The sequence below is a fragment of the Kitasatospora sp. NPDC003701 genome (genome assembly GCF_053587085.1).
Window position 1 is genome coordinate 190,766 of record NZ_JBSFNM010000006.1, and the last position, 17,775, is coordinate 208,540.

At 76.3% G+C, this 17,775-nt stretch carries 15 protein-coding genes; 11 read left to right on the plus strand and 4 right to left on the minus strand.

Features of this window, described 5'->3' with window-relative positions:
* Nucleotides 1–127 precede the first annotated feature (127 nt).
* Nucleotides 128–1,039, minus strand: a complete 912-nt coding sequence (locus ACWDRR_RS08530; protein ID WP_449771407.1) for an acyl-CoA thioesterase — start codon at nt 1,037–1,039, stop codon at nt 128–130.
* A gap of 147 nt (nt 1,040–1,186) precedes the next feature.
* Here ACWDRR_RS08530 and ACWDRR_RS08535 point away from each other — a divergent pair, with 147 nt between their 5' ends.
* The 3 genes from ACWDRR_RS08535 (at nt 1,187) to ACWDRR_RS08545 (ending at nt 6,342) form a co-directional block, all read left to right on the plus strand.
* On the plus strand, nt 1,187–2,575 hold the full coding sequence (locus ACWDRR_RS08535; RefSeq protein ID WP_449771408.1) for an SWIM zinc finger family protein: 1,389 nt from the start codon (nt 1,187–1,189) through the stop codon (nt 2,573–2,575).
* Nucleotides 2,572–5,256, plus strand: coding sequence for a DUF7824 domain-containing protein (locus tag ACWDRR_RS08540; protein ID WP_449771409.1), 2,685 nt, complete (start codon nt 2,572–2,574; stop codon nt 5,254–5,256). Before ACWDRR_RS08535 ends, ACWDRR_RS08540 begins: the two co-directional genes overlap by 4 nt.
* A gap of 138 nt (nt 5,257–5,394) precedes the next feature.
* Entirely contained in the window at nt 5,395–6,342 is a 948-nt protein-coding gene (locus tag ACWDRR_RS08545; RefSeq protein WP_449771410.1) for a DUF389 domain-containing protein, read from the plus strand.
* Nucleotides 6,343–6,424: 82 nt separating this feature from the next.
* Here the strand turns inward: ACWDRR_RS08545 and ACWDRR_RS08550 are convergent, their stop codons facing one another.
* The 3 genes from ACWDRR_RS08550 to ACWDRR_RS08560 form a co-directional block, all read right to left on the minus strand.
* A complete protein-coding gene (locus ACWDRR_RS08550) occupies nt 6,425–7,654 on the minus strand; it encodes an MBL fold metallo-hydrolase (RefSeq protein WP_449771466.1) in 1,230 nt (409 codons plus the stop codon).
* Nucleotides 7,655–8,021: 367 nt separating this feature from the next.
* Nucleotides 8,022–8,474 carry a MaoC family dehydratase gene (locus ACWDRR_RS08555; protein ID WP_329490640.1) on the minus strand — a complete coding sequence of 151 codons (453 nt, stop codon included), beginning with the start codon at nt 8,472–8,474 and terminating at the stop codon, nt 8,022–8,024.
* 179 nt (nt 8,475–8,653) lie between these two features.
* The gene (locus tag ACWDRR_RS08560; RefSeq protein ID WP_449771411.1) at nt 8,654–9,085 is read right to left on the minus strand and encodes a pyridoxamine 5'-phosphate oxidase family protein; all 432 of its coding nucleotides are present in this window, start codon (nt 9,083–9,085) and stop codon (nt 8,654–8,656) included.
* A 337-nt stretch (nt 9,086–9,422) separates the two neighbouring features.
* Here ACWDRR_RS08560 and ACWDRR_RS08565 point away from each other — a divergent pair, with 337 nt between their 5' ends.
* The 8 genes from ACWDRR_RS08565 to ACWDRR_RS08600 all read left to right on the plus strand — a co-directional run bounded on the left by ACWDRR_RS08565 (nt 9,423) and on the right by ACWDRR_RS08600 (nt 17,720).
* A complete protein-coding gene (locus tag ACWDRR_RS08565) occupies nt 9,423–10,274 on the plus strand; it encodes a hypothetical protein (protein WP_360630726.1) in 852 nt (283 codons plus the stop codon).
* A 201-nt stretch (nt 10,275–10,475) separates the two neighbouring features.
* Nucleotides 10,476–11,036 (plus strand): hypothetical protein, encoded by a 561-nt coding sequence (locus ACWDRR_RS08570; RefSeq protein WP_449771412.1) that lies wholly within the window; start codon nt 10,476–10,478, stop codon nt 11,034–11,036.
* A 71-nt stretch (nt 11,037–11,107) separates the two neighbouring features.
* Nucleotides 11,108–11,977, plus strand: coding sequence for a hypothetical protein (locus ACWDRR_RS08575; protein WP_449771413.1), 870 nt, complete (start codon nt 11,108–11,110; stop codon nt 11,975–11,977).
* A gap of 205 nt (nt 11,978–12,182) precedes the next feature.
* Nucleotides 12,183–12,932: an SAF domain-containing protein gene (locus ACWDRR_RS08580; RefSeq protein WP_449771414.1), complete on the plus strand. Its 750-nt coding sequence runs from the start codon at nt 12,183–12,185 to the stop codon at nt 12,930–12,932.
* A gap of 1 nt (nt 12,933) precedes the next feature.
* Nucleotides 12,934–14,265 (plus strand): hypothetical protein, encoded by a 1,332-nt coding sequence (locus ACWDRR_RS08585; protein ID WP_449771415.1) that lies wholly within the window; start codon nt 12,934–12,936, stop codon nt 14,263–14,265.
* Nucleotides 14,255–15,850, plus strand: coding sequence for a CpaF family protein (locus ACWDRR_RS08590; protein WP_449771416.1), 1,596 nt, complete (start codon nt 14,255–14,257; stop codon nt 15,848–15,850). The genes ACWDRR_RS08585 and ACWDRR_RS08590 overlap by 11 nt, the downstream gene beginning before the upstream one ends.
* Nucleotides 15,847–16,845, plus strand: coding sequence for a type II secretion system F family protein (locus ACWDRR_RS08595; protein WP_449771417.1), 999 nt, complete (start codon nt 15,847–15,849; stop codon nt 16,843–16,845). Before ACWDRR_RS08590 ends, ACWDRR_RS08595 begins: the two co-directional genes overlap by 4 nt.
* Nucleotides 16,842–17,720, plus strand: coding sequence for a hypothetical protein (locus ACWDRR_RS08600; RefSeq protein ID WP_449771418.1), 879 nt, complete (start codon nt 16,842–16,844; stop codon nt 17,718–17,720). The genes ACWDRR_RS08595 and ACWDRR_RS08600 overlap by 4 nt, the downstream gene beginning before the upstream one ends.
* The last annotated feature ends 55 nt before the right edge of the window (nt 17,721–17,775 follow it).

The following is a 17,775-nucleotide window of genomic DNA, read 5'->3' on the forward strand; positions in this document are numbered from 1 at the left end:
CCATGATACGGCTCGGGACCGCTCAGGAGTATGACGCCGACCGGTCGCCCCGCGTTCGCCCGCCGTCCACCGGCCGGCGTCCACCGCCCGCCGTCCACCGGGCGGACGCGCGCGGGGCCGGCCCGGGTCAGCGCGGCAGGGGCGGCCGGTCGCGGATCAGGGCCTCCTGGACGGCGGAGGCGACCAGCCGGCCGTCCCGGTCGTAGAACTCGCCGAGCGACAGGCCCCGGCCGTCCGAGGAGGAGGGGCTGCGCTGGGCGAACAGCAGCCACTCGTCGGCCCGGAACGGGCGGTGGAACCACATCGCGTGGTCCAGCGAGGCCATGATCAGCCGGGGCGGCTCGGTGCGCTGGAAGAAGTTCGGCTGGACGTGCAGCCCGGCCGTCGAGGCCAGCGTGAGGTCCGAGAGGTAGGTGAGCGCGCAGACGTGCAGCAGCCGGTCCCCGGCGGGCAGCGGGGAGGTGGTGCGCAGCCAGACGAACTGCTGCGGCATGCCCGGGACGGCAGGCGGCACCCCGGGGGCGTCCGCCGGGACGAACCGCAGGTCCAGCGAGCCGAAGCCGCCCGTGCGGGCCAGCTCGGCGCGGGCCGCCGCGTCCCAGCCCGCCAGCGCGTCCGGCAGCTCCTCGGGGCCGGGCAGCGACGGCATCTCCCGGTGGCGGTCGGCGGCGGTCTCGGGCCGCTTGAAGGAGGCGGAGAGCGTGAAGATCGCCTCGCCGCCCTGGACGGCGGTCACCCGGCGGGTGGCGTAGGACATCCCCTGGCGGACCCGGTCGACCTCGTAGCGGATCGGGCGGGCCGGGTCGCCGGGGAGCAGGAAGTAGCTGTGCAGCGAGTGCACGTCGCGGTCGTCGCCGATGGTGTGCCCGGCGGCCGTCAACGCCTGCGCGGCGACCTGGCCGCCGAAGGCGCGCATCGGTGCCCCGGCGTGGCAGCGGCCCCGGAACGTGTTCTCGTCCAGCCGCTCGATCCGCAGCAGCTCGGCGAACGAACCGGCGGTGTCGACGGTCCGTCTCTCCTTCTCGGTCAGGTCTGTCACGGGGACATAGTGGCAGAAGCCGCCGTCCGGCGGTGTGACCTGGGTAACCCCAGGGAGGGAAGCCGCCCGGTAGAACCTGTTCCAGTCGTGGCTCCGGGTGACCACGCGGCCGACGGATTGTCAGTAGCCCCTCCTAGCGTGCTCCGCATGACGCAAGCCGCACACGCGTACGCCTATCTGCGCCCGTCCGCCGTTCTCGACGGCGCCGACGGCCCACGCCTCGCCCTGGAGACCTCCGGCGGCACCACGCCGCTCGGGGCGGTCGCCAACCCGCGCTTCTTCGCGGGCTTCCTGACCGACCCGGCCCCGGCCGCCGCCGCGCTGCTCGCGGTCGCCGACGTCGCCGCCGCGCGCTACTACCAGCCGCAGCTGCGCGCCTCGCTCGACCCGGTGGTCACCGCCAACGGGGACCGGCTGCGTTTCGAGTCCTTCTCCGGCTGCTGCGGCGTCTACGCCCGGCTCGACGTGCTCCGGGACGGGCTCGACGGCGACGACATCGGCCACGGCACCACCAATGTCGACGTCAACAACCCGCTGCGGGAGGCGCTCACCCGGATCGGTCCGGCCGAGCCGCTGCACCTCGCCGTCGGGCCGGACGCCCTGGAGGTCACCACCTTCGACGGGCCGGTCGTCGAGAAGAAGGTCCCGCTGCCCGAGCGCTGGGTGCGCGGCTTCGCCGAGACCCAGGTGACGGCCGCGGCCTTCGACCTGCGCGCCGAACTGCCCGCCGCCGAGGCGGTCCGCTTCCTGCGCTCGCTGCCGCGCGGCGGCAGCGGCCGGGCCCGGGCCGCCGCCGGCTGGGTCGTGCCGGCCGGGCGGACGCTGCGCCCGACCACCCGCCCCGTCCCCGGCGCGGTCTGCCTGCCCGGCCCGGAGCGGCTGGCGGCGCTCCAGCGGGTGCTGCGGCACGCGCTGGCCCTGCGGGTGTACGGCCCGGTGGCGGGCGATGCCCCGGCGGCCTCGGCCTGGGAGGTGGTGCTGCCCGGGATGCGCCTGACGCTCACGCTGTCGCCCGACGCCTCGCGGGGCTTCTCCGGCGAGGGCGGGGTCCTCGGCGCGCTGGCCACCGGCGCCGCCGAGCAGGACGCCGAGCTGGTCGCGGTGCTGCTGGCCTGGGAGCCGCGGATCGACGTCGCCGAGCTGGCCGAGCAGTCCGGGCTCACCCCGGCCCGGGTCCGGGCCGCGCTCACCAGGCTCGGCACCGCCGGGCAGATCGGCTACGACACCGCCGAGACCGCGTACTTCCACCGCCAGCTGCCGTACGACGCCGGCCGGGCCGAGGCGCGCAACCCGCGACTGCGGGCCGCGCACGCGCTGGTCGCGGCGGGCGCGGTCCGGCTGGCGGAGGGCGGAGCGCTCGCCGAGGTCACGGTGGACGACCACCTCCAGCGGGTGCGCACCGACGCGGCGGGCCGGGTCAGCTGCACCTGCCTCTGGTGGGCCAAGTACCGGGGCGGGCGAGGGCCGTGCAAGCACGCGCTGGCGGTCGCCGTCGTCCGGGAGCGGGCCCTGGCCGGAGCGGAGGCGAGCGCGTGAGCGGCGTCGAGGAGCTGTTGCGGGCGGTGCGCGAGGGGCGGACACCGCAGGTGCCGACGCTGGTCGCGGCGCTCGGCCCGGCCGAGCGGCGGGCCTGCCTGCCGGAGCTCAAGGAGCTGCGCAAGCAGGCCCGGGGCGAGTGGTCGAAGGAGGCGAACGCCCGGTCCGGGGCGCTGCTGGTGGCCGGGGCCGGCTGCCACGCCGGGCCGGCCGGCGCCGCCGCCTGGATCGGCGGGCGGGACTTCGCCGCCCGCTCCTGGGCCCGGCACCCCGCGCTCGACCAGGTCGTCGAGGCGCAGCCGGTCGAGTGGCAGATCGAGGTGGTCACCCGGCTGGCGGCCCGCCGCGGCTCGGGCTGGAGCTGGGACGTCTACCCGCTGATCGAGCGGGTGGTCCGGCGGACGGGCTGCCCGGTGCCGGCCTCGGAGGCCTTCACCACCGAGTGGCTGGACCGGGTCTCGGCGGGCGACGGCCGCCGGGGCTGGGTCAGGACGCTGCTGGACTGCCTGCGGGAGGACGCCTTCACCCCGGTGCTGCTGCCCCGGGTGTTCGAGCTCGCCGACATCGGCGGGCGGTTCGAGCAGCGGCGCACCGAGCGGCCCGGGGACTCCTGGCCCGCCGCCGTCGCCGCGCTGGCGGCCGAGGGCCGGCTGGACCGCGCCGAGCTGATCGACCGCTGCCTGGCCCGGCTGGTCCGCGGCGGCAGGCCGGGCGACCAGCGGGCGTTCCTCGCCGTCCTGGTGGCGCTCGCGCCCACCCCGGACGAGTACGCGAAGCAGGTCCGCGGCCTGGTCGCGCTGCTGGACGGGCTCTCGGTGGCCGCGGGCCACGCCCAGCAGGTGCTCGCCGAGCTGGACGCCGCCGCCCTGGTCGAACCCGAGGTGCTGGCGGAGGCCTCGGCGGTGGTGCTGTTCCGGACCGAGAAGAAGCTGGTGCGGGCCCAGCTCGGCTGGCTGGACAAGGCGGCGCGGCGCTCGCCCGAGCGCGCCGGCCCGGTGGTGCTGGCCGCCGCCGAGGCCTTCGGCCACCCCGACACCGCCCTCCAGGAGCGGGCCCTCGCCGTGGTGGCCCGTCACCTCGCGGGAGCCGGCCCGGCCGTCCTGCCCGAGCTGCGGTACGCCGCCGAGGCGCTGAACCCGGCCCACCACGCCCGCGCGGGCGAGCTGTTGGGGGCGCCGGTCGGCGGCGACGATCCGGACACCGGGTGGAGCGAGCTGCTCCCGCCCGCCCCGGCGCCGAGGCCGCTGGGGGAGCCGATCGCGACGCCGGCCGAGGTCGTCGAGGAGCTGTCCGCGCTGCTGGCCGCCGCACGGCCCGAGGTCGCGGTCTTCGAGCGCACCCTGGACGGCCTCGTCCGGCACGCCCGTCTCGACCGGGCGGCACTCGCCGAGGCGCTGGCGCCGGTGCTGCGGGTGCACCCGTGGAACGGCGTCGGCCGGTGGCGCGACTGCGGTCCGGGGGACGTCCTGTACGTGGCCGCCGCGATCGCCGGCCAGGTCGACCCGCACCAGCGGGGCGGCGTCTTCCGGTCCAAGGGCCGCTCCCCGCTGCGCGGCGAGCACAACACGCGGTACGGCAACGTGTTCGCCGCCCGGCTGACCGAGGCGGCCGAGCGGGTCACGGCCGACCGGCCGCCGCTGCTGCTCGCCACCCCCACCGACGCCACCGGCGCGCTGGCGGCGGCCACCCTGGTCGAGCGGCTGGCCGGGTACCGGGCGGCGGGCGTCGAGCCGGGGGAGGCCGATCTGCACGCGGCCCTGCTGCGGGTCACGGTGACCACCGACGAGGCCGTGCTGGCCGCCGCCGACCGGCTGACCTCGCCGGCCGGGCGCTGGACGGCCCGCTGGCTGCGCGAGGGCGGCCTGTTCGGCCAGCGCTCCGAGCGGGTGCGCTTCGCGCCCGGCCGGGGCGTCGGGAGCCGCGCCGTCTACCAGGAACGCTGGTGGGAGGACGTGAAGCGGATCTGCGTCTCCCAACCCGGCGTCGGCGCCGGCCCGCAGGGCCCGGCGGGCGAACGGCTGGGCGCCGACTTCCTGGCACTGCTGGAGGGCACCGAGCCCAGCGTGGCGCGGGCCCGGCAGCAGAACGAGTGGCTCTGGCAGCCGACCGCGCACTGGGCCGCGGTCCTGCCGCACCACCGGGAGGAGCTGGCCGCCCGCTGGCTCGACTGGTTCGCCGACTCCGCGGACCGCGAACGGCGCGGTGCGGCGGGGCTGCTGCCCGTCCTCGCCGAGGCCGGCGGCCCGGCCGGGCTGGCGCTGCACCTGGCGCTGGCGTACGGGCTGGGCGCCCGCTTCCCCGAGGACCGCACGGCCGCGGTGGACGCCCTGCTCGTCCTCGCCGCGCGCGGTGACCTCGACGGCGCGCTGCTCGGCCGCGAGCTGGGCGCGCTGGTCACCGAGGGCACGGTGAAGCCGAGCCGGCTCGCCCAGGCGCTGGCCGCTGCCGCCGACACCGGCGCGTACGGCACGGTCTGGTCGGTCCTGGCGCCCGCGCTGCCGGCCGTGCTGTCGGGCGCGCCGGTCCGCGGCACCGCCGATCTGGTCGCCGTGGCCGGGGACTGCGCCCGCCGCTGCTCGGCCCGGGGCCCGGTCGCCGAGGTGACGCGGGCGGCGGCCGGGGCGGGCGCGAGCCGGCTGGTGAAGGAGGCGCGAGCCCTGCGCGACGTCCTGGCGGGGTGAGGCGGCCCGGTCCGGGGCGTGCGGGGGTGAGGCGGCCCGGGGCGTGCGGGGTGAGGCGGCCCGGTCCGGGGCGTGCGGGGCGGCAGGACCTAGGGTGAGCCCGTCCCCGTCGCCGCCGAACCCCCGCCCGGAGCACCCGTGCTGCATCTGCGCCTGATCGTCCCCAACGACCTGCGTGACGCCGTCCTCGGCGGCCTGGACGAGTCCGTCGGCGTGACCCATGTGGTCGTGCTGCCGGACGCCGCCGTCCGGCCCGCCGGGGACGTGGTGCTCTGCGACGTGGCCCGCGAGGCGGCGGACGAGGTACTGGCGACGCTGCGGCAGACCGGGCTGTCGGAACGCGGGGCGATCAGCGCCGAGGAGGTCGCGCTGACCCTCTCGGCCGCCGCCGACGAGGCCGAGCGGCTCGCGCCGGGCGAGGGGGCCGACGCGCTGGTCTGGGAGGCGGTCTCCGAGATCACCCACGAGGAGTCCACCCTCACCGCCGTCTACCTCGCCTTCCTCACCGTCGCGACGATGCTGGCGGCCTGCGGCGCGGTGCTGGACAGCGCGGTGCTGGTGGTCGGCGCGATGGCCGTCGGGCCGGAGTTCGGGCCGCTGGCCGGGCTCTGCGTCGCGCTGGTCCAGCGCCGGGCCCGCCCCGCCCTGCGGTCGCTGACCGCCCTGGTGGCCGGATTCGCCGTCGCGATGGCGCTGACCGTCCTCTTCTCGCTGCTGATGGACGGGTCCGGGCTGTTCAGCCGGGCGAGGTTCGACGGCGTGCGGCCGAACACCTCGTTCATCTGGCAGCCGGACGCGACCTCCTTCGTGGTCGCGTTCCTCGCGGGCGTGGCCGGCCTGCTCTCGCTGACCTCCTCCAAGGCCGGGATGCTGGTCGGTGTGGCGATCTCGGTGACCACCGTGCCGGCGGCCGCCAACGCGGCCGTGGCGCTCGGTTACGGCGACCTGGACCAGTTCCGGGGGTCCAGCGTGCAGCTGCTGCTGAACCTGCTGGGGATCGTGCTGGCGGGGGTGCTGACGCTGCTGGTGCAGCAGGGCGCCTGGCGGATGATCCGCCGCCGGGCGAAGCGGGGGGCGGCGGGCTGACGTCGCCGTCGGGCCCGCCGCCCACCGGTCGTTGCGGCGTCACCGGCCTTCGCGGCGTCACCGGTGCGCGGCGGGTGCCCGCTCAGACGGTGACGCCGTCGTCCTCCGCGGCGTCCTTGGGCCGGACCGGGCCGCTCGTCGCCGAGGCCGAGTCCGAGGCCGGGTCCGGGCCGCCGGCCGCCGAGGCCAGGCCGTCCGGGACGAGCAGCTCCCGGTCGCCCTGGGGCAGCGCCGCGACGGCGCGCCACCAGAGCCGCAGGGCGGGCGGGTCCACCGGTTCGAAGGGTTTGCCGGGCCGGGGCACCGCCAGCCGGGCGCCGAGCGCCTGGGCCGCGGCGACCACCCGCTCGGCGGGCTCCTCCCACGGGTGCGGCGCCAGGTTGAAGGTGCACCAGTGGATCGGCAGCAGCAGCTCGCCGCCGAGGTCGAGATGGGCCCGGACGCCCTCCTCGGGCGTCATGTGCACCTCGGGCCAGAAGTCGCTGTACGCGCCGACCTGCATCATCGTCGCGTCGAAGGGGCCGAGCCGGCGGCCGATCTCGGCGAAGCCGGGGAAGTAGCCGGTGTCGCCGCTGTGGAAGACCCGGTGCCCGCCGCCGGACACCACCCAGGACGCCCAGAGGAACAGCGAGCTGGTGCGCGGGCCGCGGCTGCAGTAGTGCCGGGCCGGGGTGGCGGTCAGGGTCAGCCCCGCGACCTCGGCCGACTCCCACCAGTCCAGCTCCACGATCCGGTCGGCGGGCACGCCCCAGTGCTCCAGGTGCGCGCCGACCCCGAGCGGGACGGCGAAGACCGCGCCGGTGGCGGTCAGCGCGCGGACGGCGGCCATCTCCAGGTGGTCGTAGTGGTCGTGCGAGACCACCACGACGTCCACCGGGCCGAGTTCGGCGAGCGGCAGCGGCACCGGGTGCAGCCGCTTGGGGCCGGTCCAGCCGAACGGTGAGCAGCGCTCGCCCCAGACCGGGTCGAAGAGCACCCGGCGGCCGCCGATCTCGGCCAGCACGGTGGCGTGGCCGAGCCAGGTCAGCCGCAGCCCGGAGGCGGCGGGCCGGGCCAGGTCGACCGGGAGCAGCCGGTGCAGCGGCACGGCGGCGGTGGGCATCCGGCGGGTCTTGTCGGCGGCGAGCTGGGCGCGGGTGATCTCCAGCGGGGTGCGCTCGTAGACCAGTCGGCGGGTCGGCAGCGGGTTGCGGAAGGCGCCGTCCGCGAACTGCGGCGAGCGGTGGATCCGGGCCAGCCGCTCGCCCCGGGGCTCGGCGCCGAAGGCGTCCGTCCGGACCCGGTGCCAGGCCGCGCGGGGCAGTTTGGCCAGGCCCGGGGCCGTTCCGGTGGTGGGGGGAGCGGAGAACTGCGAGGCCAGACCGGCGACGCGGGAGAACCACGGGACGGGGCGGGGCACGGCACCTCCAAGGACGGCTACGGCTACCGGGCATGCCGGGGCGCGTACCCACGGCGGCGAGACCGATGCGGTACGACAACCATCTCGTCGGAGGTTACTCGTCGTGGGCCGTCCGGACCTGGTGGACGGCCCCGCGCGTGCCGTTCGGCGTACACCGGGTCGACCGGGCCCGGTGAACGGCGGGCGCGGCCGGCCGGTGAGCGGTACGCGCGGGTGCGCCCGGAGCCGGCCCGCCGTGCCGCGCTCCGGTGCGTCCCGCCGGGCTCGGGCGTAGCCGGGCTCAGGCGTAGAAGCGGGTGATCGTCTCCGCGACGCAGTGCGGCTTCTCGCTCTCCGCGCTGGTGATGGTGAACCGGACCACCGCCTGGACGCCGCCGGGCACCTCGGTCGCGGACACCAGCTCGGCGGTGGCCCGCAGCGCCGTGCCGACCGGCACCGGGGCGGGGAACCGCACCTTCTCCGAGCCGTAGTTCAGCGCCATCCGGACGCCCTCGACGCTGTAACACTCCTTGGCCAGCACCGGGATCATCGACAGCGTGAGGTAGCCGTGGGCGATCGTCGAGCCGAACCGGCTCTCCTTCGCCCGCTCCGGGTCCACATGGATCCACTGGTGGTCACCGGTGGCCTGGGCGAACAGGTCGATCCGCTCCTGCTCGACGGTGTGCCACCGGCTGGTGCCCAGCTCGGTGCCGACGGCGGCGGTCAGGTCGGCGAGGGAGGCGAAGGTCGTCACGGTGCGCTCCTGGTGGCAGGCGGGGGTGGGAACTCGGGGAGAGTATGCCTACTGGCCGGTCACCTGTCAGGGGGTGGCCCGCCCGGCGGGCGGTCCGCCGTCCGCGACGGGCCGGGAACGCCGCAGGTACGGGCCGGGAACGCCGCACGGTACGGGCCGGGAGTGCCGCACGGTACGGGTCAGGAGCGCTGCACGGTACGGCCGGTGGGCAGCAGCCGGCGGCCGCCGACCAGCTCGGGCACCAGCGCGACGAACATCGGGTCCGGATCGCCGACCCAGGGGCGCAGTCCGGTGCGCAGCGCCCGGCGGACCAGCTCCGGCTCGCGCACCACGTCCGCCCGGCCGTGCACCAGGACGCTCCAGCCGGTCCGGGTGACCGGGTCCAGGTGGTCGGCCTGGAAGGCGACGACGGTGCCGTCCAGGCCGCGCGCGGTGGTGCTGTTCCGGCGCACCGCCAGCAGCAGCCGCCCGTCCGCCGCGACGTCGAACGAGACCGGCAGGACGGCGGGCAGGGCGTGCTCGGTGTACACCACGCGTCCGACGGGCACGGTGCTGAGCAGCCGCAGGCACTCGGCCTCGCACAGGGTCTCCACCCGGTCGTCACGGTCCATGGCTCCGATCGTGCCCCCGCCGGTGTGCGGCCGATAGGGCCCATGGTCCCGGAGCGGCCGGGCCGGGAGCCCCGTCGGCGGGGGCCCGGGGCGGTAGCTTGTCGGGCGGCGCGGTGGAACGTGCCGCCGGCACGGGCGGGCCCCGGCGCCGCGCGGCCCCGGCGCCGGAACGGCCGGGGGACCGGGCCGGCGGGTCACGGCAGGTCGTGGCGGGTCACGGCAGGGCACAGACAGCAGGGCACAGCAGGACATGGCAGGGCACAGCAGGGCAGGGGCGCGGCGGTACGCAGGCGCGGCGGGCGGTTCCGGGGAAGCCGGGGCCGGCAAGGAGGGGGCGGTGCGGGTGGTCAGTGGGGTCGACCTTGTGGTGATCGGGGCGGACGGCGGGCCGGACCGCGGCTTCGGCGGTTCGGCGCACGCGGCGGACGGCGCCCGGCTGCTCGCCGACGTCCTGCCCGGGATGTGCTTCGACGCCGGCTCGGGCGGCTGCCGGGTCGCCGTGGTGGAGCCGGGCGCGGACGCCAACACCATGCTCACGGCGGTGCGGGAGGCGGCCGGTCGGCCGGGCCGGTGGCTGCTGGTCTGCCTGGTCGGCCAGCTGGTGGCGGACCCGCGCGGCCGTCGGCTGGCCCTGGTCACCGGCGGTAGCACCGCCGACAACGCGTACCGGCGCGGGCTCGCCTGGGACTGGGTGGTCAGCGCGATGGTCCACGGGGACCAGGAGGAGGCGCTGTTGCTGGTCGACGCCGTCGTGGACCGCGACACCTGGGCGGCGCTCGAACGCGGCGGCGGTGAGGACGGCGCCGGCGAGCTGCTCAGCTACCCGCGCGTCCCGCTCTGGGGCCGGATCGGCCGCTACACCCCCGGCAGACGCGGGCGGGACGCCGTACTGCCGGGCGGCGAGGGGTCGTTCAGCCGGGCCCTGACCACCGTGCTCGGCCAGGGACTGCCCGGAGCGCCGGCCGCCGTCGCCCCGCTCGACCTCCAGCCGGCCGTCGCCGGCCTGCTCGACGGTGGTGATCCGGCCGGTGCGCCGGGCGCGCGCCTGCTCGTACCGCCGCAGGGCGGGCGCCTGTTGATGCGCAATCGGGCCGCGGTTCGGGGCGCATTGGCCGGATTGTCGCTTTCCGAAGAACTGTTGGCCGTCCTGTGGCGCGAAAGTGCCCCGACGGATCCGCCTTCCGCGTAAGGTCAGGTGGCCCGGGGTGTTGCCGTGAAGGGGCGGGTTGGCGAAGAATCGATGCTCTCGCAGCAACACCGGCGGGGCAGCGGAATTCTTCTGGCGACCACAGACCACGGACGGGGTCGGTCGCGACGAGGTGGGGCGATGCGGCGGCGCGGAAATGTATTGCGCCCTGGGGCGGTTGGGGTCGCTGGGCTGGTTTTGGCGATGCTTCTGAGTGCTTGTGCGAGCGGTGGTGGCGGCGGTTCCGTCGATCGTCTCGGGACGGCTGCGCCCAGTGTTGCGGGAGTGAACCCGGTAACTCCTTCGAGTGGTTCCGCAAACGTCGGGATCGCGCCGACCGACGGACCCGAGGGCGCCGTCGGCCGCCTGGCGCTGAGCACCTATCAGGACTGGTGGCAGACCCAGGTGACGGAGTTCGGCCGGCCGGACGCGGACGGCTCCCCGCTGGAGGCCTACTCCTCCGGGAAGGCGCTCGGCGACTCCCTCGTCAATCTCCGTCAGCTCCACGACGCCAAACTGGTGATGATCGGCAGCCCGCGGAATTCACCCGTGGTGAAGACCGTCGATCTGAAGGCGGACCCGCAGACCGCCGTCATCGAGGACTGCCTCGATGTGACCGACTGGCACCAGGCCGATGCCACCACCCGCGCCGTAAAGGATCCACCGCGGCGGCTCACCCGGTACATCGCGACCGTTTCCCTGCGACAGTTCCAAGCGCGTTGGCTGATCTACGAGTTCAAGCGGGAGGTGGACCGAACATGCTGAATCCGGTACGGCGATTCGCGATCCGCGTGCTGTTGGTCGCGGGATTGCTGTTATCCCCGGCGGCGCCTGCGATGGCGGACGAACCACCGATCGGCGGGGACGTCACGCACTGCGCGGTCAACGTCATCTGCGAGGAGCACACCACGCCCGGCGGTACGCCCTCCCCGGGCGGTGGCGGCGGGACGGGCAGCGGCGGGAGCTCCGGCGGTCCGCAGCTGTGCGGTTGGAACGGGCAGCAGTGGCCCTGCCACGACCCGGAGCTGGGCTGGTTCAGCAGCTCGACCGGCTGCTACTACCGCGAGGCCACCCCGCAGCCCGAGCCCGGCGCCGCGGCCTGGGGCGGCCACCAGCCCTCGGAGGGCACGGTCTACGACGAGACCTGCCGCTTCACCGACGGCAGCATCGGCACGGCCGCGCCGAAGTTCTTCGCCCAGGCTCCCGCCGGGCCGCCGCCGCTCAACCCGGTGGCGGAGGCCCACAAGATCATGGACAGCATCCACCTGCCGTTCCCCGAGCCGGGCGTCGCGCCCAAGGGCACCGCCGTGGTCGGGGTGCCGGTCTGGCTCTGGCTGGAGAACGCCAAGGCGCCGGCCCCGAAGTCGGTGAGCGGCGGCGGCATCACGATCACCGTCACCCCGCGCCTGGAGTCGGTGGTGTGGGACCTCGGGGACGGCCGGCCGGAGACCTGCGGCAAGGAGGGCGCCGCGGCCGGCACGCCCTACGAGGCGAAGTACGGCGCCGCCAAGTCGCCCACCTGCGGCCACGACTTCAAGACCGGCTCGGCCGGCAAGCCCGGCGGCACCTTCGTGGGGAGCGTCAAGGCCAACTGGGTGGGCGTGGTGACCGTCACCGGCAGCACCCAGACGGTCGCCCCGATCAGGGTCCCGCTCACCTTCGCTCCGCTGGAGCTCAAGGTGGGCGAGGTGCAGGTCCTCAACTGACGGGCGTGCGGCGGGAACACCCCCGCCGCGCACCCGTGGACGCAGCACGAGTGAACGCAGCACCGTGAACGCACACCAGTGAACGCAGCACCAGTGAACGCAGAACGTGTCCGAACGACGTGGGAGAGGCCGGAACCCGGTGGAGAACCGTACATTTGCGACGCCTGGGTCCGGCACGGCCGGGGCCGCGGCGGTGTCCGTGGCGGTGCCGGAGCAGGGGCGCGGGGCGCCGCACGCCCCCGGGCGGAACCTGCGGGCACGACGCCGGCGGCCGGCCGTGCTGGCGATGGCGGTGGCCCTGATAGCCGCCGGCGGGCTGGGCGGCGCGGTGCTCTACAACAGCACCGGCCAGCGGGTCGCCGTCCTGGCGCTGGCCCGTGACGTGCCGTTCGGACAGGTGCTGACCGACGCCGACCTGGTGGTGGCCCGGATCGCGACCGACCCGGCACTGAGGCCGCTGTCGGCCAAGGACCGCGAGGGCGCCATCGGGAAGCGGGCCACCACCGACCTCCGGCGCGGCGCCCTGCTGCTGAACGCGGACGTCGCCGCGAGCCTGGCCGTCCAGCCGGGCCAGCTGGTGGTGGGCGTGTCGGCCAAGCGCACCCAGCTGCCGGCGACCCGGTTGCAGCCCGGCGTGTCGATCGTCGTCGTCTACACGCCCGACAACGGCCGGGCGGAATCGCTGTCCGCACTCGTCATCACGGTCGGCCGGGTGGACACCGACGGCAGCCAGGTGGTGGACGTGGCGGTGGCGGCGGCCGATGCCCCCCGGCTGGCCTCGTGGGTCGCGAGCGGGCGGATCCAGGTGGTGCTGGCGCCGCGCGGCGCGGCCGGCGGCGTGCCCGCGGCGCCCGGAACGGCCGCCCCGTCGGGGGCGCCCTCGGGCAGTGCGGCCCCGACCGGGACCGCCGCCCCGACCGGGACCGCCGCGCCGTCCGGGGCGGGTGGGGGCTGAGATGGCGGTGATCGCGGTGGTCGGCGGCCCGGGGGCGCCGGGCGCGACCACGACGGCCCTGGCGCTGCTGCTGGCCTGGCCGCTCCCGCCGGGGCGCCGGATCGTCCTGGTGGAGTGCGACCCGGACGGCGGCGCCGTCCTGGCCGGCGCCCTGGAGGGCCGGGTCGAGGCGGTCTACGGGCTGCGCAACCTGGCGGTCGCGGACCGGCGCGGGCTGCTCGCCCAGACGCTCTGGGAGCAGCTGATCGACCTCTCGCCCGAAGGGAACGCCGAGCGGCTGCTGCTGCCCGGCCTGACCGACCCGACCCAGGCACCCGGGCTCGCCTACACCTGGGAGCCGCTGATGGAGGTGCTGCACGGGCTGGAACCGCAGGGCTACGACGTCATCCTGGACCTCGGGCGCTCCGGCGCCACCGGGACCAGCGCCGTCCTGGCCCGCCGGGCGGACGTGGTGGCGATGACCGTGCGGACCACCCTGCGCGGGCTGAGCGCGGCCCGGCCCCGGCTGTCCGCACTCGCCGAGGACCTCGCGGCCGCCGGCACCGGCGCCGACGCGCTCGGGCTGCTGCTGGTCACCGAGGGCCCGTACTCGGGGGCGGAGGTCTCGCGCGAGTACGGGCTGCCCGTGCTCGGGCTGCTGCCGCACGCGGCCCGCACCGCGCGGGTGCTCTCGGACGGCGGGGACGTCACCGACCGGCGGTTCATCCGTTCGGAGTTGATGCGGACCGCCCGGTCGGCGGCGGACGAGGTGCAGGCGCTGGTGCGCCGCCGCCGGCAGCGGCTGGCCCCCTCGGCGGCGCCCGCCCAGGTCGGTCCGGCGCCCGCGGCGGAGGGGGAGGGGCAGTCCTTCGGGTACGCGTCGACGCCCCAGCCGTACGGGTCGGCGCCGCAGGCTCCGGTGATCACCACCGGTCCGGTGGCTCCGCTCGCGGGGCTGGCGCCGCAGCCGGCCGCGCCCGCGCCGTTCCCGGCGCACGTCCAGCCGCAGCAGCCGGAGCCGTCGCCGCAGCCCGACGCATCGGCGCAGTACGGCGGGTCGGCCCCGTACGGGTCCGCGCCGTACGGGCAGGCACCGTACGAGCAGGCACCCTACGGCGTGCCCGAGCACAACGGGCAGGCGCAGTACGGCCAGGCGCAGTACGGCGCTTCCGAGCACAACGGGCAGGCCCAGCACGGGCAGGCCCAGTACGGCCAGGCCCAGTACGGCCAGGTCCAGCCGGGGCCGGCCGCGCCGTACGGGCAGCCGCAACCGCCCCACGCCCAGGGGCCGCAGCAGCCGCCCGCCGGTCAGGGGTCCCACGTCAGCTACGGGGAGGTGCTCCGTGCGCGGTAGCCCCCTGCACCAGCATCCGGCGGCCGACCCGGCCGCACTGCCCTGGACGGCGCCGCAGCCGGCGCCCCACCAGGCGCCGCCGCCTGGGCCGGTGGCCCCCGGCCCGGTCGGGCCGGCCGCCCACCAGGGCGGCGCCGCGACCCCCACCGCCGTCCCCTCCCAGCTGCCCGCGCTCGACCTGCGCGGCGCCGGCACCCGGCCGGCCGTCGACCCGCAGGTGGCGCGCGAGCTGAAGCGCCAGGTGGCGGCCGAACTCCACCAGCAGATCACCCGGTTGACCGCGACCTCCGGCATCGAGCCGGACCGCGCCACCCGCCGCCAGCGCGGGCGGGCCCTGATCGAGGAGGCGGTCGCCCGCTGGTCCGACGCGTACGCGCAGACCCACGGCATCCCGCCGACCCGCGAGCAGGACCGCGCGCTCGCCGAGGCCGTCTTCGACCTGCTCTTCCGGGCCGGGCGGCTCCAGCCCTACCTGGACGACCCGGACATCGAGAACATCCTGATCAACGGCTGCGACGACGTCTGGATCTCCCGGGTGCACCAACCCCTGCGCCAGGTACCGCCGGTGGCCGACAGCGACGCCGAGCTGATCGAGCTGCTCCAGGACCTCGCCCGCCAGCACGGCGGCGGCGAGCGCAGCCTCTCCACCTCCAGCCCGACCCTCGCGCTCCGGCTGGAGGGTGGGATGCGCCTCCAGGCGCTCACCGAGGTGACCCCGCGCCCGTACGTGGCGATCCGCCGTCACCGGGTGGCCTCGGCGACACTGCCCGAGATGGTCCAACTCGGCACCCTGGACACCACCCTGGCCGCCTTCCTGGCCGCGGCGATCCGCGCCCGGAAGAACGTGATGATCACCGGTACCCAGGGCGTCGGCAAGACCAGCCTGCTGCGCGCGATGGCCGCCGAGATCCCGCCGGACGAGCGGATCGGCACCCTGGAGTCGGAGTTCGAGCTCTGGCTGCACACCCTCGGCCACCTGCGCCAGGTCGTCCCGATGGAGGCCCGGGAGGGCAACGGCGAGCGCGTCGAGGGCCGGCCGGCGGGCGAGTTGAGCATCGGCGACCTCATCCCCGCCGCGCTGCGGATGACCCTCTCCCGGATCATCGTCGGCGAGGTCCGCTCCGGCGAGGTCGTCCCGATGCTGCGCGTGATGACCAACGGCGAGGGCGGCTCGATGTGCACCCTGCACGCCCGCGGCCCGCACATGGTGGTCGACCGCATCGCCGAGCTCTGCCTGGAGTACGGCTCGCACATGACCGACACGCTCGCCTACCGGCTCACCGCCAACGCCGTGGACCTCATCGTGCACGTCTCGATGGTCGACGAGACGGCCGTCGGCGGCCGCCGTCACCGCTTCGTCTCGCACGTCCTGGAGGTCGCCGGCCTCGGGGAGAGCGGCCGGCCCGCGCTGAACACCGTGTTCGGCCCGCGCCCCGAGCTCGGCGAGCCGCGCGCCGTCCCGCACACCCCGCCGAACTGCCTGGACGATCTGCGCCGGGCCGGCTTCGACGCGGCGCTGCTCGGCTCGCGGTACGGGAGCTGGGGCCAGCCGCTGCAGCTGCGGATCGGCGGTGGGGCGCGATGACGCTCCTCTTCGTCCTCTGCGGCCTGCTGGTCACGGCCGGTCTGGTGACCCTGGTGGCCTGGGCCCGCGGCAGCGAGGAGACCGGCGACCCGGAGGAGGACGGCCGGTCCGGGCCCGGCCCGTCGGCCGGCCGCGGCCACGCCTTCTGGTACGGCGCGCCCGGCACCGCCTCCGCCCGGGTGGTGCGCCTGCGCCGGATCCAGCTGTCGATCGCCCTGATCGCCGCGCCGCTGGGCTGGCTGTTCACCGGCATCCCGCTCACCGCGCTGCTGGTGCCGCTGGCCGTCTTCGGCCTGCCCTGGCTCTTCGACACCACCCGCTCGGACACCCACCGGATCGAACGGCTGGAGGCGCTCTCCGAGTGGACCCAGCGCATCGCCGACGTGCTGCTGCTCGGCGTCGGCCTCAACCAGGCGATCGTCACCAGCCGCCGCACCGCGCCGGCCGCCCTGGAGGACGAGATCGGCGAGCTGGCCGCCCGGCTGCAGGCCCGCTGGCGGCCGGAGGAGGCACTGCGCGCCTTCGCCGACAGCCTCGCCGACGCCACCGCCGACAAGGTGCTCTCCGCACTGCTGCTGCGCTCCGGCGACAGCGGCCCCGGCCTGGCCCGGGCACTCGCGGACATGGCCGACTCGGTCCGCGAGGAGGTCCGCCAGCGGCGGACGATCGAGGCCGACCGGGCCAAGCACCGCACCACCATCCGCTGGCTGGTCGGCATCATCGTGCTGGTCGTCGTGATCGGCTCGTTCAACACCGCCTACACCAGGCCCTACAGCACCGCGCTGGGCCAGATCGTGCTCGCCGTGGTCGCCGCGCTGTTCGTGGCGATCATCGCCTGGATGCGCGCGCTCGCCGCGCACCCGCCCGTCCCGCGCCTCCTGGTGACCGACCGGCGCAGCCGCAGCGGCGGCCGGAGACGCGGCACCGACCGGCCGGCCGAGGGCGAGCCCCAGGACACCGGCGACGACCAGCGACTCCTCGGGGAGGTCCGATGATCTCCCCCTGGTCCGTGCTGGCCGGTGCGGTCGCGGCCGGCGGCGTCGCCCTGCTGATCTCCGAACTGCGGCCCGCCCCGCCCGACCTGGGCCAGGCCCTGGACCGGCTGCACCGCACGCCCTCCGACCGGGCGCCCGACCCGGACGAGCGGCCGCGCTGGTACGACCGGATCGGCGAGAGCTCGATCGGGCTGCGCGGGGTGCGCGTCCCGCAGCGCGAGCTGTCGCTGATCGGCCGGGCCCCGGCCCGGTTCATGGCGCACAAGCTGCTGTTCGCCGTGATCGGTCTGGTGCTGCCGGCCTATCTGGCGGCGATGGCGGTGCTGCTGGACATGGGCCTGCCGTTCGCGCTCCCGCTGGTGGTCGGGCCGCTGCTCGCCGGGCTGCTCTGGTTCGTCCCGGACGCCATCGTGCGCGGCGAGGCCAAGGAGGCGCGGACGGAGTACCTGCACGGCATCGCCGCCTACCTGGAGCTGGTCGCGCTGGAGCGGGCCGCCGACCTCGGGCCCGCCGAGGCGCTGCGCCGCGCCGCCTCGGTCGGGCGCGGCCCGGTCTTCCGCCGGATCCGGGACGCCCTGGACCGGGCCACGACCGACCGGTTGCCGCCCTGGGCGGGGCTGGACGCGCTCGCCGCCGAACTCGGGCTGACCCCGCTGCAGGACGTCGCCGACATCATGCGGCTCTCCGGCACCGACGGCGCTGCCGTCTACGACACCCTGCGCGCCCGCGCCAAGGGCCTGCGGGGCGAGCTGCTCGCCGAGGACCTCGCCCGGGCCAACGCCGACAGCGAGCGGATGGTCGCGCCCGGGGCCGCCCTGACCCTGCTGATGACCGCCCTGATCGTCTTCCCCGCGCTCCACCAGATGCTCGCCTGACACCGCCCCGTAGTGCCTGTGAGCACCTGACACCACACCCAACCCCCGGGAGTAC

Coding starts and splice junctions, on each gene's coding strand:
- ACWDRR_RS08595 (WP_449771417.1), top strand. CDS start 15,847: ATGACGCTCCTCTTCGTCCTCTGCGGCCTGCTGGTCACGGCCGGTCTG.
- ACWDRR_RS08600 (WP_449771418.1), top strand. CDS start 16,842: ATGATCTCCCCCTGGTCCGTGCTGGCCGGTGCGGTCGCGGCCGGCGGC.
- ACWDRR_RS08570 (WP_449771412.1), top strand. CDS start 10,476: ATGCTTCTGAGTGCTTGTGCGAGCGGTGGTGGCGGCGGTTCCGTCGAT.
- ACWDRR_RS08535 (WP_449771408.1), top strand. CDS start 1,187: ATGACGCAAGCCGCACACGCGTACGCCTATCTGCGCCCGTCCGCCGTT.
- ACWDRR_RS08585 (WP_449771415.1), top strand. CDS start 12,934: ATGGCGGTGATCGCGGTGGTCGGCGGCCCGGGGGCGCCGGGCGCGACC.
- ACWDRR_RS08560 (WP_449771411.1), bottom strand. CDS start 9,085: ATGGACCGTGACGACCGGGTGGAGACCCTGTGCGAGGCCGAGTGCCTG.
- ACWDRR_RS08575 (WP_449771413.1), top strand. CDS start 11,108: ATGGCGGACGAACCACCGATCGGCGGGGACGTCACGCACTGCGCGGTC.